This is a genomic window from Shewanella algicola, from assembly GCF_014648035.1.
Classification (GTDB): Bacteria; Pseudomonadota; Gammaproteobacteria; order Enterobacterales; family Shewanellaceae; genus Shewanella; species Shewanella algicola.
Genome location: NZ_BMQI01000005.1, coordinates 1 through 17,925, shown reverse-complemented (window position 1 = coordinate 17,925; position 17,925 = coordinate 1). Strand labels below are relative to the sequence as shown.

15 protein-coding genes, 2 tRNA genes and 1 riboswitch are annotated in these 17,925 nt (G+C 42.1%); of the genes, 5 read left to right on the top strand and 12 right to left on the bottom strand.

From position 1 onward, the window contains the following. Window position 1: 1 nt before the first annotated feature. Genes thiS through thiC form a run of 4 tightly spaced genes read right to left on the bottom strand, consistent with a single transcriptional unit; the run spans window position 2 to window position 4,683 of the window. A complete protein-coding gene (gene thiS, locus IEY42_RS03390) occupies window positions 2-250 on the bottom strand; it encodes a sulfur carrier protein ThiS (protein WP_188923944.1) in 249 nt (82 codons plus the stop codon). Further along, a complete protein-coding gene (locus IEY42_RS03385; protein ID WP_188923943.1) occupies window positions 237-1,064 on the bottom strand; it encodes a HesA/MoeB/ThiF family protein in 828 nt (275 codons plus the stop codon). Before IEY42_RS03385 ends, thiS begins: the two co-directional genes overlap by 14 nt. After that, window positions 1,061-2,719: a thiamine phosphate synthase gene (thiE, locus tag IEY42_RS03380; protein ID WP_188923942.1), complete on the bottom strand. Its 1,659-nt coding sequence runs from the start codon at window positions 2,717-2,719 to the stop codon at window positions 1,061-1,063. The genes IEY42_RS03385 and thiE overlap by 4 nt, the downstream gene beginning before the upstream one ends. Further along, window positions 2,719-4,683 (bottom strand): phosphomethylpyrimidine synthase ThiC, encoded by a 1,965-nt coding sequence (gene thiC, locus IEY42_RS03375; protein WP_188923941.1) that lies wholly within the window; start codon window positions 4,681-4,683, stop codon window positions 2,719-2,721. The genes thiE and thiC overlap by 1 nt, the downstream gene beginning before the upstream one ends. A gap of 206 nt (window positions 4,684-4,889) precedes the next feature. Further along, a riboswitch (TPP riboswitch) is annotated at window positions 4,890-4,989 on the bottom strand. Window positions 4,990-5,298: 309 nt separating this feature from the next. On the opposite strand from thiC, the gene IEY42_RS03370 reads away from it, so the two are divergent. Further along, on the top strand, window positions 5,299-7,353 hold the full coding sequence (locus IEY42_RS03370; protein WP_188924026.1) for a TonB-dependent receptor plug domain-containing protein: 2,055 nt from the start codon (window positions 5,299-5,301) through the stop codon (window positions 7,351-7,353). Window positions 7,354-7,909: 556 nt separating this feature from the next. Here IEY42_RS03370 and IEY42_RS03365 read toward each other — a convergent pair. The 4 genes from IEY42_RS03365 to dnaQ form a co-directional block, all read right to left on the bottom strand. Next, a tRNA-Asp gene (locus IEY42_RS03365) sits at window positions 7,910-7,986 on the bottom strand. Window positions 7,987-8,074: 88 nt separating this feature from the next. Beyond that, a tRNA-Asp gene (locus tag IEY42_RS03360) sits at window positions 8,075-8,151 on the bottom strand. Between the two features lie 151 nt (window positions 8,152-8,302). Continuing rightward, window positions 8,303-9,637 carry a TIGR03503 family protein gene (locus IEY42_RS03355; RefSeq protein WP_188923940.1) on the bottom strand — a complete coding sequence of 445 codons (1,335 nt, stop codon included), beginning with the start codon at window positions 9,635-9,637 and terminating at the stop codon, window positions 8,303-8,305. 10 nt (window positions 9,638-9,647) lie between these two features. Beyond that, entirely contained in the window at window positions 9,648-10,376 is a 729-nt protein-coding gene (dnaQ, locus tag IEY42_RS03350) for a DNA polymerase III subunit epsilon (RefSeq protein WP_188923939.1), read from the bottom strand. 77 nt (window positions 10,377-10,453) lie between these two features. On the opposite strand from dnaQ, the gene rnhA reads away from it, so the two are divergent. After that, a complete protein-coding gene (rnhA, locus tag IEY42_RS03345; RefSeq protein WP_188923938.1) occupies window positions 10,454-10,927 on the top strand; it encodes a ribonuclease HI in 474 nt (157 codons plus the stop codon). Window positions 10,928-10,982: 55 nt separating this feature from the next. Here the strand turns inward: rnhA and IEY42_RS03340 are convergent, their stop codons facing one another. Further along, a complete protein-coding gene (locus tag IEY42_RS03340) occupies window positions 10,983-11,714 on the bottom strand; it encodes a class I SAM-dependent methyltransferase (protein WP_188923937.1) in 732 nt (243 codons plus the stop codon). A 98-nt stretch (window positions 11,715-11,812) separates the two neighbouring features. On the opposite strand from IEY42_RS03340, the gene gloB reads away from it, so the two are divergent. After that, a complete protein-coding gene (gene gloB / locus IEY42_RS03335) occupies window positions 11,813-12,592 on the top strand; it encodes a hydroxyacylglutathione hydrolase (protein WP_188923936.1) in 780 nt (259 codons plus the stop codon). Between the two features lie 149 nt (window positions 12,593-12,741). Then, a complete protein-coding gene (locus IEY42_RS03330; protein ID WP_188923935.1) occupies window positions 12,742-14,295 on the top strand; it encodes a lytic transglycosylase in 1,554 nt (517 codons plus the stop codon). Window positions 14,296-14,367: 72 nt separating this feature from the next. Here the strand turns inward: IEY42_RS03330 and IEY42_RS03325 are convergent, their stop codons facing one another. Next, window positions 14,368-16,206: an AsmA family protein gene (locus tag IEY42_RS03325; protein ID WP_188923934.1), complete on the bottom strand. Its 1,839-nt coding sequence runs from the start codon at window positions 16,204-16,206 to the stop codon at window positions 14,368-14,370. Between the two features lie 25 nt (window positions 16,207-16,231). Continuing rightward, complete coding sequence (locus IEY42_RS03320; RefSeq protein ID WP_188923933.1) at window positions 16,232-16,726, bottom strand: putative 4-hydroxy-4-methyl-2-oxoglutarate aldolase; 495 nt, start codon at window positions 16,724-16,726, stop codon at window positions 16,232-16,234. Window positions 16,727-16,927: 201 nt separating this feature from the next. Between IEY42_RS03320 and IEY42_RS03315 the strand changes: the two genes are divergently transcribed. Beyond that, window positions 16,928-17,242 carry a hypothetical protein gene (locus IEY42_RS03315; RefSeq protein WP_188923932.1) on the top strand — a complete coding sequence of 105 codons (315 nt, stop codon included), beginning with the start codon at window positions 16,928-16,930 and terminating at the stop codon, window positions 17,240-17,242. Window positions 17,243-17,383: 141 nt separating this feature from the next. On the opposite strand, the gene IEY42_RS03310 is transcribed toward IEY42_RS03315, so the two are convergent. Then, on the bottom strand, window positions 17,384-17,893 hold the full coding sequence (locus IEY42_RS03310; RefSeq protein WP_188923931.1) for a GGDEF domain-containing protein: 510 nt from the start codon (window positions 17,891-17,893) through the stop codon (window positions 17,384-17,386). Between the last annotated feature and the right edge of the window lie 32 nt (window positions 17,894-17,925).

The following is a 17,925-nucleotide window of genomic DNA, read 5'->3' as shown; positions in this document are numbered from 1 at the left end:
TTTAACCTCCCGCCACGGCTGAAAATACGTTAATGCGATCATTTGCCTGACATTGAATGTGTTGCCAACCACTGCGGGGGATCACAGTGTCATTAACCACAATGGCCACACTCGCGACATCAATATTGTTAACAACCAATAGCCCCGACAAACTTAAGTCTGACTCAAGCATCACGGTTGTGCCATTGAGCTCTAGACGAATCAAATCTGTTGTAACGGTGATAGACGGTGTTGCGTTAATTAGTGACATATTCTGCTCCCTGATCTTGCGCGCTAATGTGCATTGGCTTACAAACATGGCATTGATGATCTCGACTCATTTGAGCTTGTTGCCATAAAAAAGATTTCGCATTAAAGCAATGCAATACACCATATTGGTTGAGCGTAGAGCTAATATGCTGTAATCCCATCAAGGCTTGCATACTCGCTATCACACCCACAGCAGGACCAAGCACGCCTTGCTGTGTGCAGTTTTGTTCAATATGAGTATGACTGGGGTATAAACAGTGATAACAACCAGACAATATCACTGAAGTCTGGTCTGCAAAGTTGAGGCAAAACACTTGCCCCTGGTAACCGCTAATGGCGCCGCTGATTAAAATCAACTGGTGTTGTACACATAATTGATTAATCACATGCCGACTGGGCAAGTTATCGGTGCAATCAAATACCACATCAACATCTGCGAGTTTGCTAGTGATTAGCTGTAGGTTGGCTTTAATCGTGTCATCGGTGAGTTTAATATTCATTGCATCAATGTGAATATCACTGTGTATACGACTGAATGTGCGCTTTGCCACCGTCACCTTTGGCTTGCCAATATCAGTTGGTGTATAAAGTAATTGCCTCGGTAGATTTGAAATCTCCACAACATCATTATCAATAAATAGCAGATGCTTAACACCCGCCGCAGCAAGATACTGGGCCACTAGCAGACCTAAACCGCCCATTCCAATAATAGCGACCTGACTATTCATTATTGCTATTTGTCCTGCTTCACCAATGTCGTTGAGTAACATTGTCCGAGAGTATTGCTGGTACTCTCTGTCAGTTAAGCTTTTCATATTGCCTCCTGACCGTCGTTGTTGCGCTGATGAACAGTGAGATATTTACGAGTCCTTGTGAGATGAAGCCATGCTTGGTGTAATTGGCGATAGGCCTCTGCCACATCGCTAGCGTGTGATATCGCCCTAACGACGGCAACCTCTGCCACGCCTGAGTTAGCAACATCTGCAAGGCGCGATAGATTTATGCCGCCTATTGCCACGGTTGGGTAATGCTTAGCCATTAAACTGACATAACGACGTAGCTTGGCTAACCCTTGCGGCGCGGAGGGCATTTGTTTGGTGGTGGTTGGGTATATATGCCCAAGAGCAATGTAAGTCGGTGAACATTGATGCGCGATTAAGGCTTCAAAATAACTGTGACTTGAAATGCCAAGAGCCAGTCCAGCTTGTTGTATGGCTTCTATATTGGCACAAGCTAAATCTTCTTGGCCTAAATGCACGCCAAAAGCATGATGCTTGATCGCGAGTTGCCAATGGTCATTAATAAATATCTGGGCATTAAATGCTTTACCAATCTTAATCACTTCACAAATATCGGCCTCTAACTGTTGCTCTTGTATTGGATCATCTTCATCAATGAGTTTCGCTCTAAATTGCACGGTTTTACAGCCTGCAGCCAGTACCTGTGTTAATTGACTTAAGCAATCTAGCACGGGGTAAACCCCTAACGGTGCAACTCGAGGCGCTTTTATGGGATTAACATTGTTGTGGCTATGCTGAGCATTAACGCCACTGATTTGCGGCATTAACAGTAAATTATCTGGCCAGCCTGTGCGCGCTAATACACCCGGTCCGTTGCCTACAGCACGGCTATGGATTAATCCATTAGTGACATAAGCCTTAGCCAACACGATGGCATCATGCACCACGTAATCATGGGCGACAAAGCTTGCAATGGCAGACGATAATGTACAACCACTGCCATGATGATGAGTGGTATCGACTCGGGCGCTGCTTAATAAAAACACCTGATTATCATAAAGCGTACTTGCCCCCTGCACTTGCTTGCTGACATATACATCAATCGCACGCTGTTGCTGCCAACTGGCATCTCCACCTTTGGCAACCACATGACAATGAAAATGTTCAGCTAAACTTTGCGCCGCTAATATCATGTTGTGTTGTTGACTGTGATTCTGCGTTGGCGGCTCACACGCTGGCAGTAAACTCGCACTTAGGTGGTACAGCTCGTGATAATTAGGTGTTATTACGCTAATTAACCCCGCAAGCGGGCTAAAGTCGATACGACTATCACTTAAATAATCGCCACTACTGGCCACTAACACCGGATCGAGTACCACAAAAGGCAATTGTGATTGTTGTTTCAATCGCCTTAACCACTCAGCAATTAACCCTAACTGCTGTTGGTTGGCGATAAGGCCAATTTTAATCACTTTAGCGGGCAAATCTGACCATAAGGTATCAAGCTGCGCTAATAACATACTGGCAGATACGGGTTCGACCAGATTAACGCACAGTGAGTTTTGTGCTGTAATCGCACTCATCACACTGCAGCCGTGACATTCTAAGTCATTCATGGTCAGTAAATCGGCTTGTATTCCCGCGCCGCCGCCACTATCAGAACCCGCAATGGTCCATACAATTGGGCGGGAACTGACATTAGTGCTGGTAGGATTTTTAGGCTGATTCATTATGATTCAACCTCTTCATTGGTTGCATTAACTTCATGATAAAGCGCTGAACCAGAAGCTTTAAATTCGGCTGACTTTTGCGCCATGGCTAATGTTTGATAAGCATTCGCCTCGGTGAGTTCAATAGCTTGTCCTGAGGAATGTTTGTCTGAATGACTTAAAGTTTGTGCGTAATCACGTACTTCTTGGCTGATTTTCATAGAGCAAAACTTAGGGCCACACATAGAACAAAAATGGGCCACTTTTGCAGACTCTTGTGGTAAAGACTCATCATGATAAGCACGAGCGGTGTCGGGATCTAACCCCAGGTTATATTGGTCTTCCCAACGAAACTCAAAACGGGCTTTAGACAATGCATTGTCGCGAACCTGTGCTCCTGGGTGCCCTTTTGCAACATCGGCAGCATGAGCGGCAATCTTATAAGCAATTAGACCTTGTTTAACATCTTCTTTATTGGGTAAACCAAGGTGTTCCTTAGGTGTGACATAGCACAGCATTGCGACGCCATACCAGGCCATCATTGCGGCGCCAATGCCTGAGGTAAAATGATCATACCCTGGCGCGATATCCGTGGTTTGTGGACCTAATGTATAAAATGGTGCTTCATCACAATGAGCAAGTTGCTTTTCCATGTTAATTTTAATCAACTGCATTGGCACATGCCCAGGGCCTTCTATGATTGTTTGTACATCATACCGCCACGCCACTTTGACTAATTCGCCTAAGGTGGCCAGCTCTGCAAACTGCGCTTCATCGTTAGCATCGGCAATCGAGCCCGGACGCATGCCATCACCTAACGACAGTGACACATCATACTGAGCACAAATCTGGCAAATTTCTTCAAAGTGTTGGTATAAAAAGCTCTCTTTGTGATGGCTTAAACACCACTTTGCCATGATTGAACCACCGCGAGAAACAATACCAGTTACACGCTTGGCCGTCATCGGCACATAACGTAATAACACGCCTGCATGGATGGTAAAGTAATCAACGCCTTGCTCAGCTTGCTCAATTAACGTGTCTTTAAACACTTCCCAGCTTAGGTCTTCAGCTACGCCATTAACCTTCTCAAGCGCTTGGTATATGGGCACTGTGCCAATTGGCACCGGTGAGTTACGAATAATCCACTCACGGGTTTCATGGATATAACGCCCAGTGGATAAATCCATGACGGTATCGGCGCCCCACCGGGTTGACCACACTAATTTTTCAACCTCTTCTTCAATTGATGACGTGACTGCCGAATTACCAATATTGGCATTCACTTTAACCAAAAAATTACGGCCAATAATCATCGGCTCGGCTTCAGGGTGGTTGATATTAAGCGGGATAATCGCGCGGCCACGTGCTACTTCATCGCGAACAAATTCAGGCGTGATTAACTGACCTATTTGAGCGCCAAATGCTTCGCCAGCGGCTTGCTGAGTAAGAACCGCATCCGTTACCTGTTCTCGAGCCATATTTTCACGTATCGCAATGTATTCCATTTCTGGAGTAATGATGCCCTGGCGGGCATAGTGCATTTGCGTGACTCTTCGACCCGGTTTTGCCCGCCTTGGGGCATTAACCGCATCAAAGCGCAAATGATCTAATCCATCATCGGCTAGCCGTTGTTGGGTAAAACCTGAACTGACGTGGGTGAGTTGTTCACTGTCTTTTCGCTCTTCAATCCAGGCTTGGCGAAATTTATTTAGGCCGCGGCGCACATCAATGTCAGCGCTAGGATCAGAGTAAGCACCGGCGCAGTCATATACCATCACTGGTGGATTAACTTGGGTTATGGCGTCAGTATTGCTGCCACCAATAAGAGTATCGCTTTGGCGGATTTGACGCATAGCAACACGGATGTCGGGGCGACTGCCAACTAAATAGACTTTTTCAGAATTTGGGTGTTGTAAAGGCGTTAAGGTATCAATAAATTGTTGCGCATTCGCGCGAGTTTGACGACGGTGTTGTGTTGACATTAGCAACCTCATTTATAAGAGTTAAGTTGCTTGTCAGGAGAGGTGTTGAGTAACGCTGCGGCGCAAATATAGGCTATTTGCGACATCAATAATGGCTCTTTTACAATGGAGTAATTTTGATTGAATCAACAGTTAGAGAAGACTGTTATGATTAAATAATCAGCCTAGCTCGATCAATAATACAACTAAATTAACACCGTAAAATATACATTACTACGCTTGTTTCCTTCGCAGGTTCTAGCCTGATCAGGTTCAACGGATCCCGAATAAACGGTCTCAGCCATAATGGCACTCCGACAAGATGTCACGCAGTATAAGCAAGCTTGATGGCAAATAACAAGCCCTTAAAAAATGAATGTTAGGTTTAAAGTCAGAAAGAAAAGCGTGGCTAGCATCTTTATCATACGGTAAGTCATTGTGGCTGCGACATTATGTCGCATACCGAGCGTTCATTAGCAGGATATAATTTATCTGATAACAAAATTCAGTGAAATTAATTCACTATAAAAACACTATCAGGTGACAACATTGACAACACATAACACTCAACCTTCTATTTTAAATAGTAACTTCTCATATCCACTCACATCATTATCACTTGCCATTATACTTGCAATGTCACCACAAGTGGCTGCGACCCCCATCAATACAGTAAACACTGAAACCATTGAACGGCTTGAAGTACACGGTCAACAATCCAATAACAAGGATTTATTAGGGTCTGCTGAAGCATTATTGACGCGACAAGGAGTTGATTTTTCGCAAGCTGGTGGCGTGTCAGCATTACCCATTTTAAATGGCATGATGGGAGACAGAATTAAAGTACTGATTGATGGTAGCGATATAACCGCCTCTTGCGCCAACCAAATGAATCCACCACTTTCATACATATCAGCAAATCAAATTGTTTCTACACAAGTGGTTGCAGGCGTATCACCTGTCAGTGCTGGCGGTGATAACATTGCGGGTGTTATTAAGGTGAACGGTTTACAGCCTATATTTAATAACAGTGACGATGTTATTTGGCAAAGTGGCAATGTGTCTGGCGGATACAAAAGTGTTAGCGACACCACACTCGCCGCAGTCAATGCTACCGTGGCGAGCCAAACATTGAGCTTTAGTTATCAAGGTTCATACGAAGATGCTAATAGCTATGTTGATGGCCATGGCGATAAAGTACTCGATACCTTATATCAATCACAAAACCATGCCTTAATGGCCGCCTGGCAAGACGAGACACAGCAACTGGCAGTAAAACTCACTCACCAACATATTCCCTTTCAAGGCTTTGCTAACCAATATATGGATATGACCAATAATGATAGCTTTGGTGCGATCGTGCGCTATCAATTGGACCTCGAAAATGACGGTTTATTTAGTGCCCAAATGAATTGGCACAGAGTTGAACATGAAATGGGGTTCTTTAGTGAAGAAAAAACCGGCAAAATGCCAATGGAAACCACGGGCAAAGATTTAAGTTATCAACTTCATTGGCAATTACCCATCAATAAAGATGCCATGCTTTTACTTGGTCAGGAGTACTATTTATATCAACTTGACGATAGCTGGCCAGCGGTGACAGGCTCAACTATGATGAGTCCAAATGACTATATCAATATCAACAATGGTGAGCGAAAACGTGCTGCAGTATTTGCTGAATGGCAACAAACGCTCAACAGTCGCTGGTGGTTGTCAGCAGGTTTACGCTATGAATATGTCTCCACCGATGCTGATGAAGTACAACCCTATAACACCATGAGCATGATGGGGATGACCAATGTTAATGCTGCTGCGGCCGAGGCATTTAATGCCCTTGAGCGTCAACGCGATGACCATATTATTGATGCCACCCTATTGGCGCGTTACCAACTCAGTGATACCGAAACCTTTGAGCTTGGATTAGCACGTAAAGGCCGAGCTCCGAATTTGTACGAGCGTTATAGCTGGGGGCAAAGCACCATGGCAACCACCATGATTGGTTGGTATGGTGACGGTAATGGCTACATTGGCAACCCCGATCTTAATCAAGAAACCGTCCACACATTGAGTGCAGCATATAAGCAAATCAATGATGACTTCTCACTGACTACCACTGCTTGGTATAGCGATATTAATGATTACATTGACGCCAATGTGGTGGGTAGTTTCAATAGTAGTGGACTCGAAGGTAACAGCCGCAATATTTTACAATTTACTAATGTAGACGCCACGCTATACGGCGCAAAAATTGATGCGGAGTATCAATTTGCACAACAAACGAGTGGTATGTGGTCAATTACCGCCAATGTGAGTGCCACACACGGTGAACGAGATGATACTCACCAGCCCCTTTATCAAATCAAACCATTACAAACAGAGTTTGGCTTACACCATCAACGTGGCGATTGGCAAAACAGCGTGACCTGGCAATGGGTGGCAGAAAAGGATCGTGTGGACAACACACGCCTCGAAAACACCACAGACAGTTATTCATTGTTAAATTTAAGCAGTAGTATCACTTGGAAACAAGCCACTATGACGGTCGCGGTAAAGAACCTACTTGATGAATATTATCAACTCCCTCTGGGGGGGGTCAGTATTGCGGAATATAAAGCAGATAATAGTCATGGTTTTGAGCAAATAGCGGGAGCTGGGCGTTCACTCGAACTGAGCGTTAATTATTCTTTTTAATCTTGTTGCGATAAACATTCACCGTAAAGCCCTTTCTTAGTAGTCAGGGCTTTATTATTTAATAGAGCGACCGCTCAGATTGAATGAGTGAACCCGCACCGGTGTCGAGGTCAAATGTTGAAGTTATTTAAGTTGTTGGAAATTAAAACCAATAAAAAGCCCTTACATTGCTGTAAGGGCTTGTTTATTTGGCGGAGCGGATGCTGATCTTGAATGAGTGAACCCGCGACGGGTGTCGAGGGCAAATGTTGAAGTTGTTGGAGATTAAAACTAATAAAAAGCCCTATATAGCTGTAAGTGCTTGTTTATTTAACGGAACGGATGCTGATCTTGAATGAGTGAACCCGCGACGGGTGTCGAGGGCAAATGTTGAAGTTGTTGGAAATTAAAACCAATAAAAAAGCCCTTACATTACTGTAAGGGCTTGTTTATTTGGCGGAACGGATGCTGATCTTGAATGAGTGAACCCGCGACGGGTGTCGAGGGCAAATGTTGAAGTTGTTGGAGATTAAAACCAATAAAAAAGCCCTTACATTGCTGTAAGGGCTTGTTTATTTGGCGGAGCGGACGGGACTCGAACCCGCGACCCCCGGCGTGACAGGCCGGTATTCTAACCAACTGAACTACCGCTCCAAAACGGTTTGTTTACACTTAATAAAATAACAACATGATAAAATATAAGCATGGTAAATATTTTATTAAGTACAAACAAGCACTTGATTGGCGGAGCGGACGGGACTCGAACCCGCGACCCCCGGCGTGACAGGCCGGTATTCTAACCAACTGAACTACCGCTCCACTCAAGTGCGATGAATAATAAAGTTGTGATAATTAATCGTCAACTGTTTTTTAACTGTTTTAACGCGTTTAGCTAAAAAATGTGCAATTATTCATTTTAAGTACAAAATTCAAGCAGTAATCTTACCAATAAGCACATTTAAGGTAGCAGCTATTTTTCGTCTGGCATGGTCAAATCGATGTCATCCAAATCGATACTCTCAGGTTGTTGCTCTGTTGCGCTTTCTTCTACTGCCGGGTTTTCTTTTAACCTTTTTTCAGCTGCGGCCATCGCTTTAGCTAATGTTTGTCTTTTGCGCCATACCACTAACCCAACAATTCCGAGCAATAATAACGTCACATTCACGGTAACAATCCAAAATATGGCATCATCTTTTGCTTTTTGCTCTTCTACCTTTGCTTGTTCAGCCGCTTGTAAAGCTAACTCTTCAGCTGTTGGCCCTGGTGTTGGTGGCTCAATTAAGTTAAAAAACATCTCCGGTAGATTTAATACAATCTCTCGGCCATCAATGGTGGTCGATACCGCGGTTCCTTTCACCCTGTAGCTGCCGAAATCACTGACTTTAGGTAAATACAAAATTTGATCAACACTGGTGAGATCTTGCAGTGTGATAGGCATTTGTAAACCGGCAGGCCCAACTAACTCAAACAAAAAATGGGTTTGATCAAGTAACACTTGCGTGTCGTCTATTGACGTCTGAATTTGCCAAATGCCTTTTAATGGGTCGTTATTGGGTACCATTTCAGCCGTGATTGGCTGCTCTGATAATACAAACGGCATGACATATTCGCGTTCAAACAGGTTATTGCGCGCCGTGACGTTTAACGTATAGTGACCTGTCGGTTGATCAAGATTTTGCGCACCGGTAAATACCCCATCGTCAGGCACTTCATCTAAATCTTCACCATTGTCTTTGTATGCCCCAACAATAATAGTTCCGGTAACAAAGTTATCCTCGCCAATAATATGTTGACTTGAAAATTTCGCTGTCCATTCCACCATAAAATCAAGGCCTGGCATTCTCATGGTTAAGTTATCACCAAGCAGCCTGGCAGTAACTTTAAGTCTTTCTCCTTGAAATAACGGTTGAGGAAAAGGCTCAACATCAATATCAAGTTCAGAGATTTTTTGAATCGTTGAACCTTCGGTAATGTCACCTAATAGCTGCCAAGGACCAGGCATAGGTTTTTCGATATAAATCATATCAGCAGCAAGACCATCTACCCATTTGACTGTTTGAGGATGACGATTTGAATACCACTTACTGCCATCAGGCAATACGACAACCACAGGTGCAGAACCATAATTACGTTGGATAACGAGGGTTAGCTTGTCGACCATATAATCGATTCTAAAGCGGTTTTTAAGTTCGGCTGCCTGTGATGCTTTTATTGTTTCAGCGTGAACGAAAGGCTGCCAAGTCCCAATAGGACTGAACAGAAGAAGGCAAATAATGATCAAACGGCGCAAGCGGCTAGCAGTCATAAAGGTAAAATTACCCTCTCCAAAGACATTTTCCAGACTTGGCAACTAAGTCAAGTCGTTGTTCGTGTAGTAATATTTCATCGGCCGATGCGCCCACGACTTTAAGATTAAACGCTGATGTGTCTATTTTTTTTATCCCACCGCCCTCTTGGCCGGCTTTTTCATTAGACAAATTAAACTTAATTTGTCCGCCGGTCATAATTAAGTAAACGTCAGCTAGGATTTCAGCATCGAGTAACGCGCCATGGTAGGTCCGACGGCCGTTATCAATCCCATAACGACGGCATAAGGCATCAAGGTTATTCTTTTGCCCTGGATGTAATCGTTTGGCGATGGCTAAACTGTCTAAAATACTGCAAATATCTTTCGTTTTCGGCCCTAAAGGATTGAGTTTTGAAAACTCATGGTCCATAAAGCTCACGTCAAAGTTTGCGTTATGTGCAACAATCTCTGCGCCATCAATAAAATCGATAAATTCTTGTGCTATTTGATGAAAACGTGGCTCATTTGCAACACGTTCATTGGTAATGCCGTGAACCTCGATGGCCTCGGGATCAATAGCTTGACCAGGATTAATGTATTGGTGATAAGTCCGGCCAGTTAAACGGCGGTTAATCACTTCTACACAACCGATTTCAATAATCCTGTGGCCAATATATACCGGTCCACCTGCTTGATTCATACCAGTAGTTTCGGTATCAAGAATAACTTGACGACTCGCACTTGAAATAATGTTCATAATTTTTACTCTTTAAGCCCTCGCCACTACCTAAATTGAGTATACTGGCGCGAATATTTTGTTATGGTAACAACTTGATGGCCGAACTCAAACAGCTGTATATTTTTACTGATGGATCTTGTTTAGGTAACCCTGGTCCTGGCGGCTATGGTGTCGTGATGAAATACAAAAATCAAACCCATGAAATTGCCGATGGATTTGCTCTCACTACTAATAATCGCATGGAGCTTCTCGCCCCTATCATTGCCCTCGAAGCACTGTATGATCCCTGTAATATTATTTTAACCAGCGACAGCCAGTATATGCGCCAAGGGATAACATCTTGGATCCATGGCTGGAAAAAAAAAGGTTGGCTCACATCCACTAAGCAACCCGTTAAAAACGTCGATTTGTGGAAACGTTTAGATACAGTAAGTCAAAAACATAAAATTGATTGGCGCTGGGTTAAAGGTCATGCTGGCCACATTGAAAACGAACGTTGTGACACCCTAGCGAGACAAGCTGCTGAGGCTAAACCTAAACAAGCCGATGTGGGGTATCAGGCAGAATAATGCTATCAGCTTAATGTCATATAGCATGAAATGCATGCACGTTAACCCTTGTATACTATTTGGTTTTAGATAAACCTGCACGTCCAGCACTTGGCGCAGTAGACCAATTGCGGGCGCTCACTTTAGCTTTATCTTTTATTGGGGTTAATGGAACGGTCATTTTACGCGCCACAATCACATAAACACTGCCGGTGCTTGGTAACCAGTTAGCTAAGGTTTTTTGCCACCAGGGCGTTTGATTATTACGACCCACTGGCCCTAGCAAAGAGTGATGCATTAAGCGTTCATCGGCTAATACCTGATAACCTAATAAACCCAACCAATCTTTAACTCTAGAAGGCATAAAAAATTGTCCACTCCAAGGGAGCTTATCTTGGTACTTGGGTAAGATTTTGCCCACAAAAGCCGGACTGACCGGATTAAAGCCTACAATAAACACATAACCACTGTTGATCAGTACGCGGTCAAATTCACGTAATATTTGGTATGGGTCTTGCTCAAAATCTAATAAAAAACAGCTAACAACGGCATCAATACTATTTTGTTGCAACGGTAAGTAATGAGGGTCAGCTTGTATATTGCCTCCCTCGCCATCAAATAACGAAAAATGGCGATTAATACTACATTGTAAACTATTAATATGACTGCTTAAGCTACCCACTTTCAGTAAGTGATAGCCAAATATACGCGGCCACCATGGAGCTAACGTGGTTTCTATTTCAGCTTGTAACACTTCACCAAATGGTAAGTCATCCCAGTGCTGTGGTGTTAACCTCGAGCTTGCCACGTTTTACTCCTCAAACTGTTAAAATAAACCACTTTGCTTGATGTCATTTAGTCTTATCGTTACCCTAACAGATTATCAATCATCACTCGAGCCAGATTATGCTTAACGTTCATACCATTCCAGCATTTAATGATAATTATCTGTGGTTAGTCCACCAATCGACAAGCCAAGACGCTTATATTGTCGACCCTGGTTGTGCTCAGACTGTGATTGATTATTTGGCGACAACAGACTTAAATTTGGTCGGCATACTGATCACTCACCATCATGCTGATCACACTGGTGGCATTGAGCAATTACAACAGCACTTTAATCACACCTTAGCGGTATACGGCCCAAGTAATGAACACATTAAAGGCATTACACAACCGTTAACCATTGCCACCCAAGACACGATTGCCATCCCGTCATTAGGCCAGGTACAAGTCATGGCGGTGCCCGGCCATACATTAGGTCATATTGCTTATTATATTGATAATAAACTGTTTTGCGGCGACACATTATTTAGTGGTGGATGTGGACGTTTATTTGAAGGCACCCCAGAGCAAATGTTGCAATCATTAAAGATGCTAGCCCGTTTACCTGACGACACTTTAGTCTATTGCGCACATGAATACACCCGAGCCAATCTTGACTTTGCCTTGCACCTAGATTCAACCAACCCTGAACTGATTGAATATTCGACAAAAGTGGACCATTTACGCGCAAAAAACATCCCGTCTATACCTAGCACAATCGCCATAGAAAAAGCCATAAACCCTTTTTTACGTTGTCATAAAAATGCGATTCAGGTCGCAATATCAGCACAATTCAACATAGCTAATATTGATGAAATTCATACCTTTACACTACTTAGGCAATGGAAGAATAGTTTTTAAATCAACATGAAAACAGTTTAATAAGACAAGGTAAAAATTTTAATCTACAATGCCAAACTGAACTAAAGCATGACCAAAAGAGTCTCATAGGCATTTGGTATGTTCTACCCTTTTTTAGCCCTAGAGAACTTGAGGAAGTGTATCTTCAAATGAAAGCAAATTTATTCATTATTGCCGGCAGTATCCTGGCAGTGACGGGGTGCCAAACGCTCCAAACCACTGTGCCGCAAGCAGATGGCGAGCAACAAGCTGTTGCGGTAAGTGCCAAATCGAAAAAATCTTCCACTGTCACCATTGAAGAAATAGAAGAGCAAGTCGCAGAGATTAATAACTTGTGGTTGCGGATCAGCAATAAAATGGCATTCCCAATCCCTGATAACGCCTTAGTTGCTCAATATCGTCAATGGTATATAGACAACCCTATGCATTTAGAAATCGTCACTCAGCGTGCTACCCCATTTTTATATTATATTGTCGAGCAACTTGAGCAACGTAACATGCCAATTGAGCTGGCATTATTACCCATCGTAGAAAGTGGCTTTGATCCCCTAGCCTATTCAGGAAGTCATGCTTCTGGTTTATGGCAATTAACACCACCAACAGCATTATCTTTTGGGGTTAAAACTAACTGGTGGTTTGATGGTCGTCAAGATGTGGCCTCCTCAACCAAAGCAGCCTTAGATTTACTCGAGTATTTGTACCCTAAAATGGATCAAAATTGGAATTACACCATAGCGGCGTACAATTCTGGTGAAGGCCGGGTTTTAAATGCAGTTAAAAATAATCAGGCAAAAGGAAAACCAACCGATTTTTGGTCACTAAAATTACCAAGAGAAACAGCGCATTATGTACCACAATTATTGGCCTTAGCAGATGTGATAAAACATGCCGATAAATATGGCATCACATTAACGCCAATCGATAACGCTGCTCAAATTGAAGTCGTGAACATTGAGAGTCAACTAGATATCACATTAGCGGCAGACTTAGCGCAAGTTAATATTGATGATTTAAAAGCGATTAATCCAGGTTTAAAGCGATGGGCAACGGCCCCACAAGGACCACATCAATTGGTGGTACCTAGCGACAAAGCTGCAAACTTTAAACGTGCATTAGCCGCTATTGAACCAAACTCTCGCATAAACTGGGTACGCTATAAAATTAAGTCTGGTGACAGTATCAGTGAAATAGCAGACCAATTTGAAACCACGGCGACGTTAATTCGTAGCAGTAACGGGATCAAGGGCAATAATATTATTGCGGGAAAATTCTTAATTATCCCTGTTGCAGCTAAAGATCCTGATTTAGCCACCATGACAGCCGATCAAGTATTAGCGCGTCAGAAAGTCATTAAGTCTAGTCCAAACAAGCAAACATATACGGTTAAGTCCGGTGATTCTTTATGGAAGATAGCGCAAACTCAACAGGTCACTGTTGCTCAATTAATGCGTTGGAATAACCTTAAACAACAATCAACACTGTCTGTTGGCAAAAACCTAGTAATTTACCCTAACGAAGTGACTGCAAGTAACAGCAGCAAAGAGAAAACGGTAAACTATCGTGTGCAATCTGGCGATTCTTTAGCGCGAATTGCCACTAAGTATAACGTCACCGTTGATGAGTTAATCGAATGGAACAGTTTACAAAAAAGTAAGTACATTCAACCTGGTCAAATATTAAAGTTAATCGTGACCAACAGTTAACATAACCGCTTCGCTCATATAAAAACGGACAAGCTATGCTTGTCCGTTTTTGTTTGTATTACGCTTTGTTGATTAAATGCCTAACTTTTTAAACAAACCATCTTTAAGCTTTTCTTTGGCTTTATCGGCTTCTTCTTTAAACTGTCCTTCGAGTAACGCTTTAGTATCTATACCAAACTTAGGCTCTTGGAAAGTACCTTTAATGGTTAACGGCACATCAATGCCTTTTAACGACTCATCAGTAGCATCACTCTGACCTGAAAGCGACCCTACAACACTGGTCGTTAAGTTATAATCTAACGCTTCTGAAGCAATATTGGCTGTACCTTCGCCTTTGATCCGCAGTAAAGGCGAAGCCATTGCAAGATCAGGGTTGGTCACAACCGCATCTTTCACCGTAAAGCTGCCCGTTAAACTGGTAAAGTCGGTTTTCAACTCTTCTTTATCGGCTGAAGATAAATCACCTTTTAATTTTTGCTGTGCACTGCGGATCATTTGCGGGATATTCACTCCGTATAATGAACCATCAGCTACTTCAAACTGACCTACAGCATCAAGATTCTTTTTCAGTTTCTCAGGAATTAAACTTGAGCCACTGCCCTTAACTTGAAAACTAGCTTGGCCTGAAAGTAAATCAACCTCAGCAGCATCAGTTAATAGAGGACGAATATTCACGCCAGTCAGTGTTTTATCAAACTGGTAAGTTGGTACGGCTTTGCGTCCATCAAGTTTGGCACTGAGCGTTAATTTACCTTCATATAAGTCTGCAGTTAATGAAGATAACGTTAATATGCCATTTTTGATCGCCATGTTCATTTGCCAATTTTGAGTGAGCATATTGCTAACTTTAATTGACTTAGCGCTCAGCTTAACCGTTAAGTCAACGGTCTTAAATGCTGATAAATCGGGTTCACTACTTGTCGATGTAGACTCGGTCACGTCTTCTGTTACAGATTCTTCAGTTGCACTCTCTTGAGGTAACAACGCATCTACATCAATATCACCAACATCTAAAGTCATGGCTATTTTAGGCACTGAATTGCCATAATTAACATCCACTTTACCCGTAGCGGCTATGTCCATAGCTGACAATTTTGTCAATTGCAGTTCAATTGTTTGCGCATCTAAGGCCATTTGCAACTGGGTGGTCATATCTACCGTGACTGACTTTTTAGGTAGGCTGTCACCTTGAGCATTGTGGCTCATGGTAAAGTCATTAATGGTGATATGCTTTAGGGCTTGGTCAACTTGTATTTTACCTTGTCCTGACGATGCCAATTGCATATCCGGTAAAGTCGCTGCAAACTCGTAAGCAAAATCAGCAAACTTACCTAAGCTAAATTGGCCTAGCGTAAAGCTTTTTAAGCTAAAGGTTTGGCTGGTATCCGTTGCCATATCAATTAAGTTAATATTGGTATTGGTGAGTTCAATCCCGCCAATATCTAACGTTTGCAGTGACATTTTGCTATCACCACTGTTAGATTCTGTTGCCGTATCGCCAGCAGGCTCTGAAACACCCTCACCCGATAAGCCATCAAAACTGGTTTTACCATCTTTTTGTGTGACTAAATTAAGAGTTAATCCATCGAGTTTTAATAAATCGACTTCAATTTGTTGACTAAACAGTGGCATTAACGCCACATTGGCCACGGCTTCATTAATATCTAACATTGATGCCGGTGAAAAGTTTTCAGGGTTAGACAGCGAAATCCCGCCGAGCTTAATGCCGATAGAAGGGAAAACGCTCCAGCTCAAATCATCTTTAATTTGTAAATCGCGCCCGGTTTGCTTTTTGACAGCATCGACAATTTGCGGTTTAAAATTATTTAAATCGAAAAACATCGTTAAATAGACAGTAATGCCTACTATGAGGATGAGCACAATTGCTAAGAACCACTTTACTGCTTTCATTGTTGCTTCCTTGTCTGTATTTTTTCTATTGTAAAATAGACAGGTCTAAGGGGTGTTTACTGACTGCAATCCCATTTAAATCAGCATAAATCATCATGCCGGGAGCAATATTAACCCCTGCGATGTCGATATTTATGTTCACTTCACCTACGTCTTTTTTTTCTGTCTTTATCGGGTTGCTGCCCAGAGCCTGCACACCGATTTGTATTTCATTAATGGTGCCAACATCGCGAACACAACCATTGATAATGATGCCTTCCCAACCATTTTCATAAGCATTGAGTGCTATCATATCGCCCAATAAAGCTCGACGGTTTGAGCCACCACCATCGACAACTAATACTTTGCCTTGTCCCGGTTTGGCTAACTCAGATTTCACCATCGAATTATCTTCAAAACATTTTACGGTGACGACCTCGCCAAAAAATATCGATTTTGCACCAAAGCTGCGCCATGGATTAACCAACAAAGTCAATTTTTCGGGATAATGATCAAATAAGTCTGGTAATAAATCTAACATAAGCCCTCCTTGGGAATCAAAATATTAGATTACTAATAATGAATCAATTCAACAAGTTTTGTTAACGATAGATCATCTATTTCTATGTTCGACACCCAAACAACTCAATTTGTTTACATTAATAATCATCAACACGTTAAATGGTGACTTAATCATTAATTTTGAATATAATTTTAGAAAATAATCTAGAACACTACACTTATGAGCAACGATTTAAATTTACAGCAAATGATGAATGCGTTTGATGAGTTAGACTTTGAGCAACGCACCACAACAAACCTTGAAAACGCCCGTAATAAGCAACAGATGACGGCTTATATTACGTCGTTGGATTTCAGTTTACGTCGCTTACAAATCTTACAAGATTCGATTAATAGCATAGTAGAAGAAAAGCAACTTGACCTTCTGAAACAAGAACATATTCAAACTTACAAAACCAAAATTATTAATTTATCTCGCCAGTATAATATCGCATACCAAGATGTTATTAATATTATGGTGCAACTACGTAAATAAGTTTGGCTAATCATTTATTTTCAATCGTACAGTTAACTTATTATTAACGGTGTTATTCACGTTGCTAATCAATCTTAAATAAGCAAGCATCACGTCACCTTACCTTAACCAATACATCACTGTTATAGGGAAAGGATCCCCCTACAACTGTTGTTGTGAATACACTACAACACGATTTTTGCCGTCACTTTTTGCTTGATATAAAGCCTCATCAGCTTGTTCAATTAATTTAAAATCACCCGATTTATGTAAGGTATTTGTCGAGACACCAATCGATACGGTAACGATGAGTTGTTTAATTGGCCATGTTATTTGAGTTATTGCATGGCAAATCGTTTCAGCTAATTCTGCTGTGTGCTCTGCAGTTTCATCAACCATTAAACATAAAAACTCTTCTCCACCGTAGCGCACACCAATTTTATTACGGCCATGACAATATTGGCCAATTGTGTCAGCAACTCTTAAAATGACTTCGTCACCGAATGGATGCCCATAGGTATCATTAATCTGTTTAAAATTATCAATGTCGATCATTAAAACGGTTAAGGTGTTGGCTGATGAAGATATCCGCTCTAAGTTTGCTGATAAAAATAACCGGTTTTTAAGGCCCGTTAGCGGATCAGGGCGACCGCATGAATGCTTAAATTTCAATCAAGCTAGCAAAACCAGCTCTTAATACATCT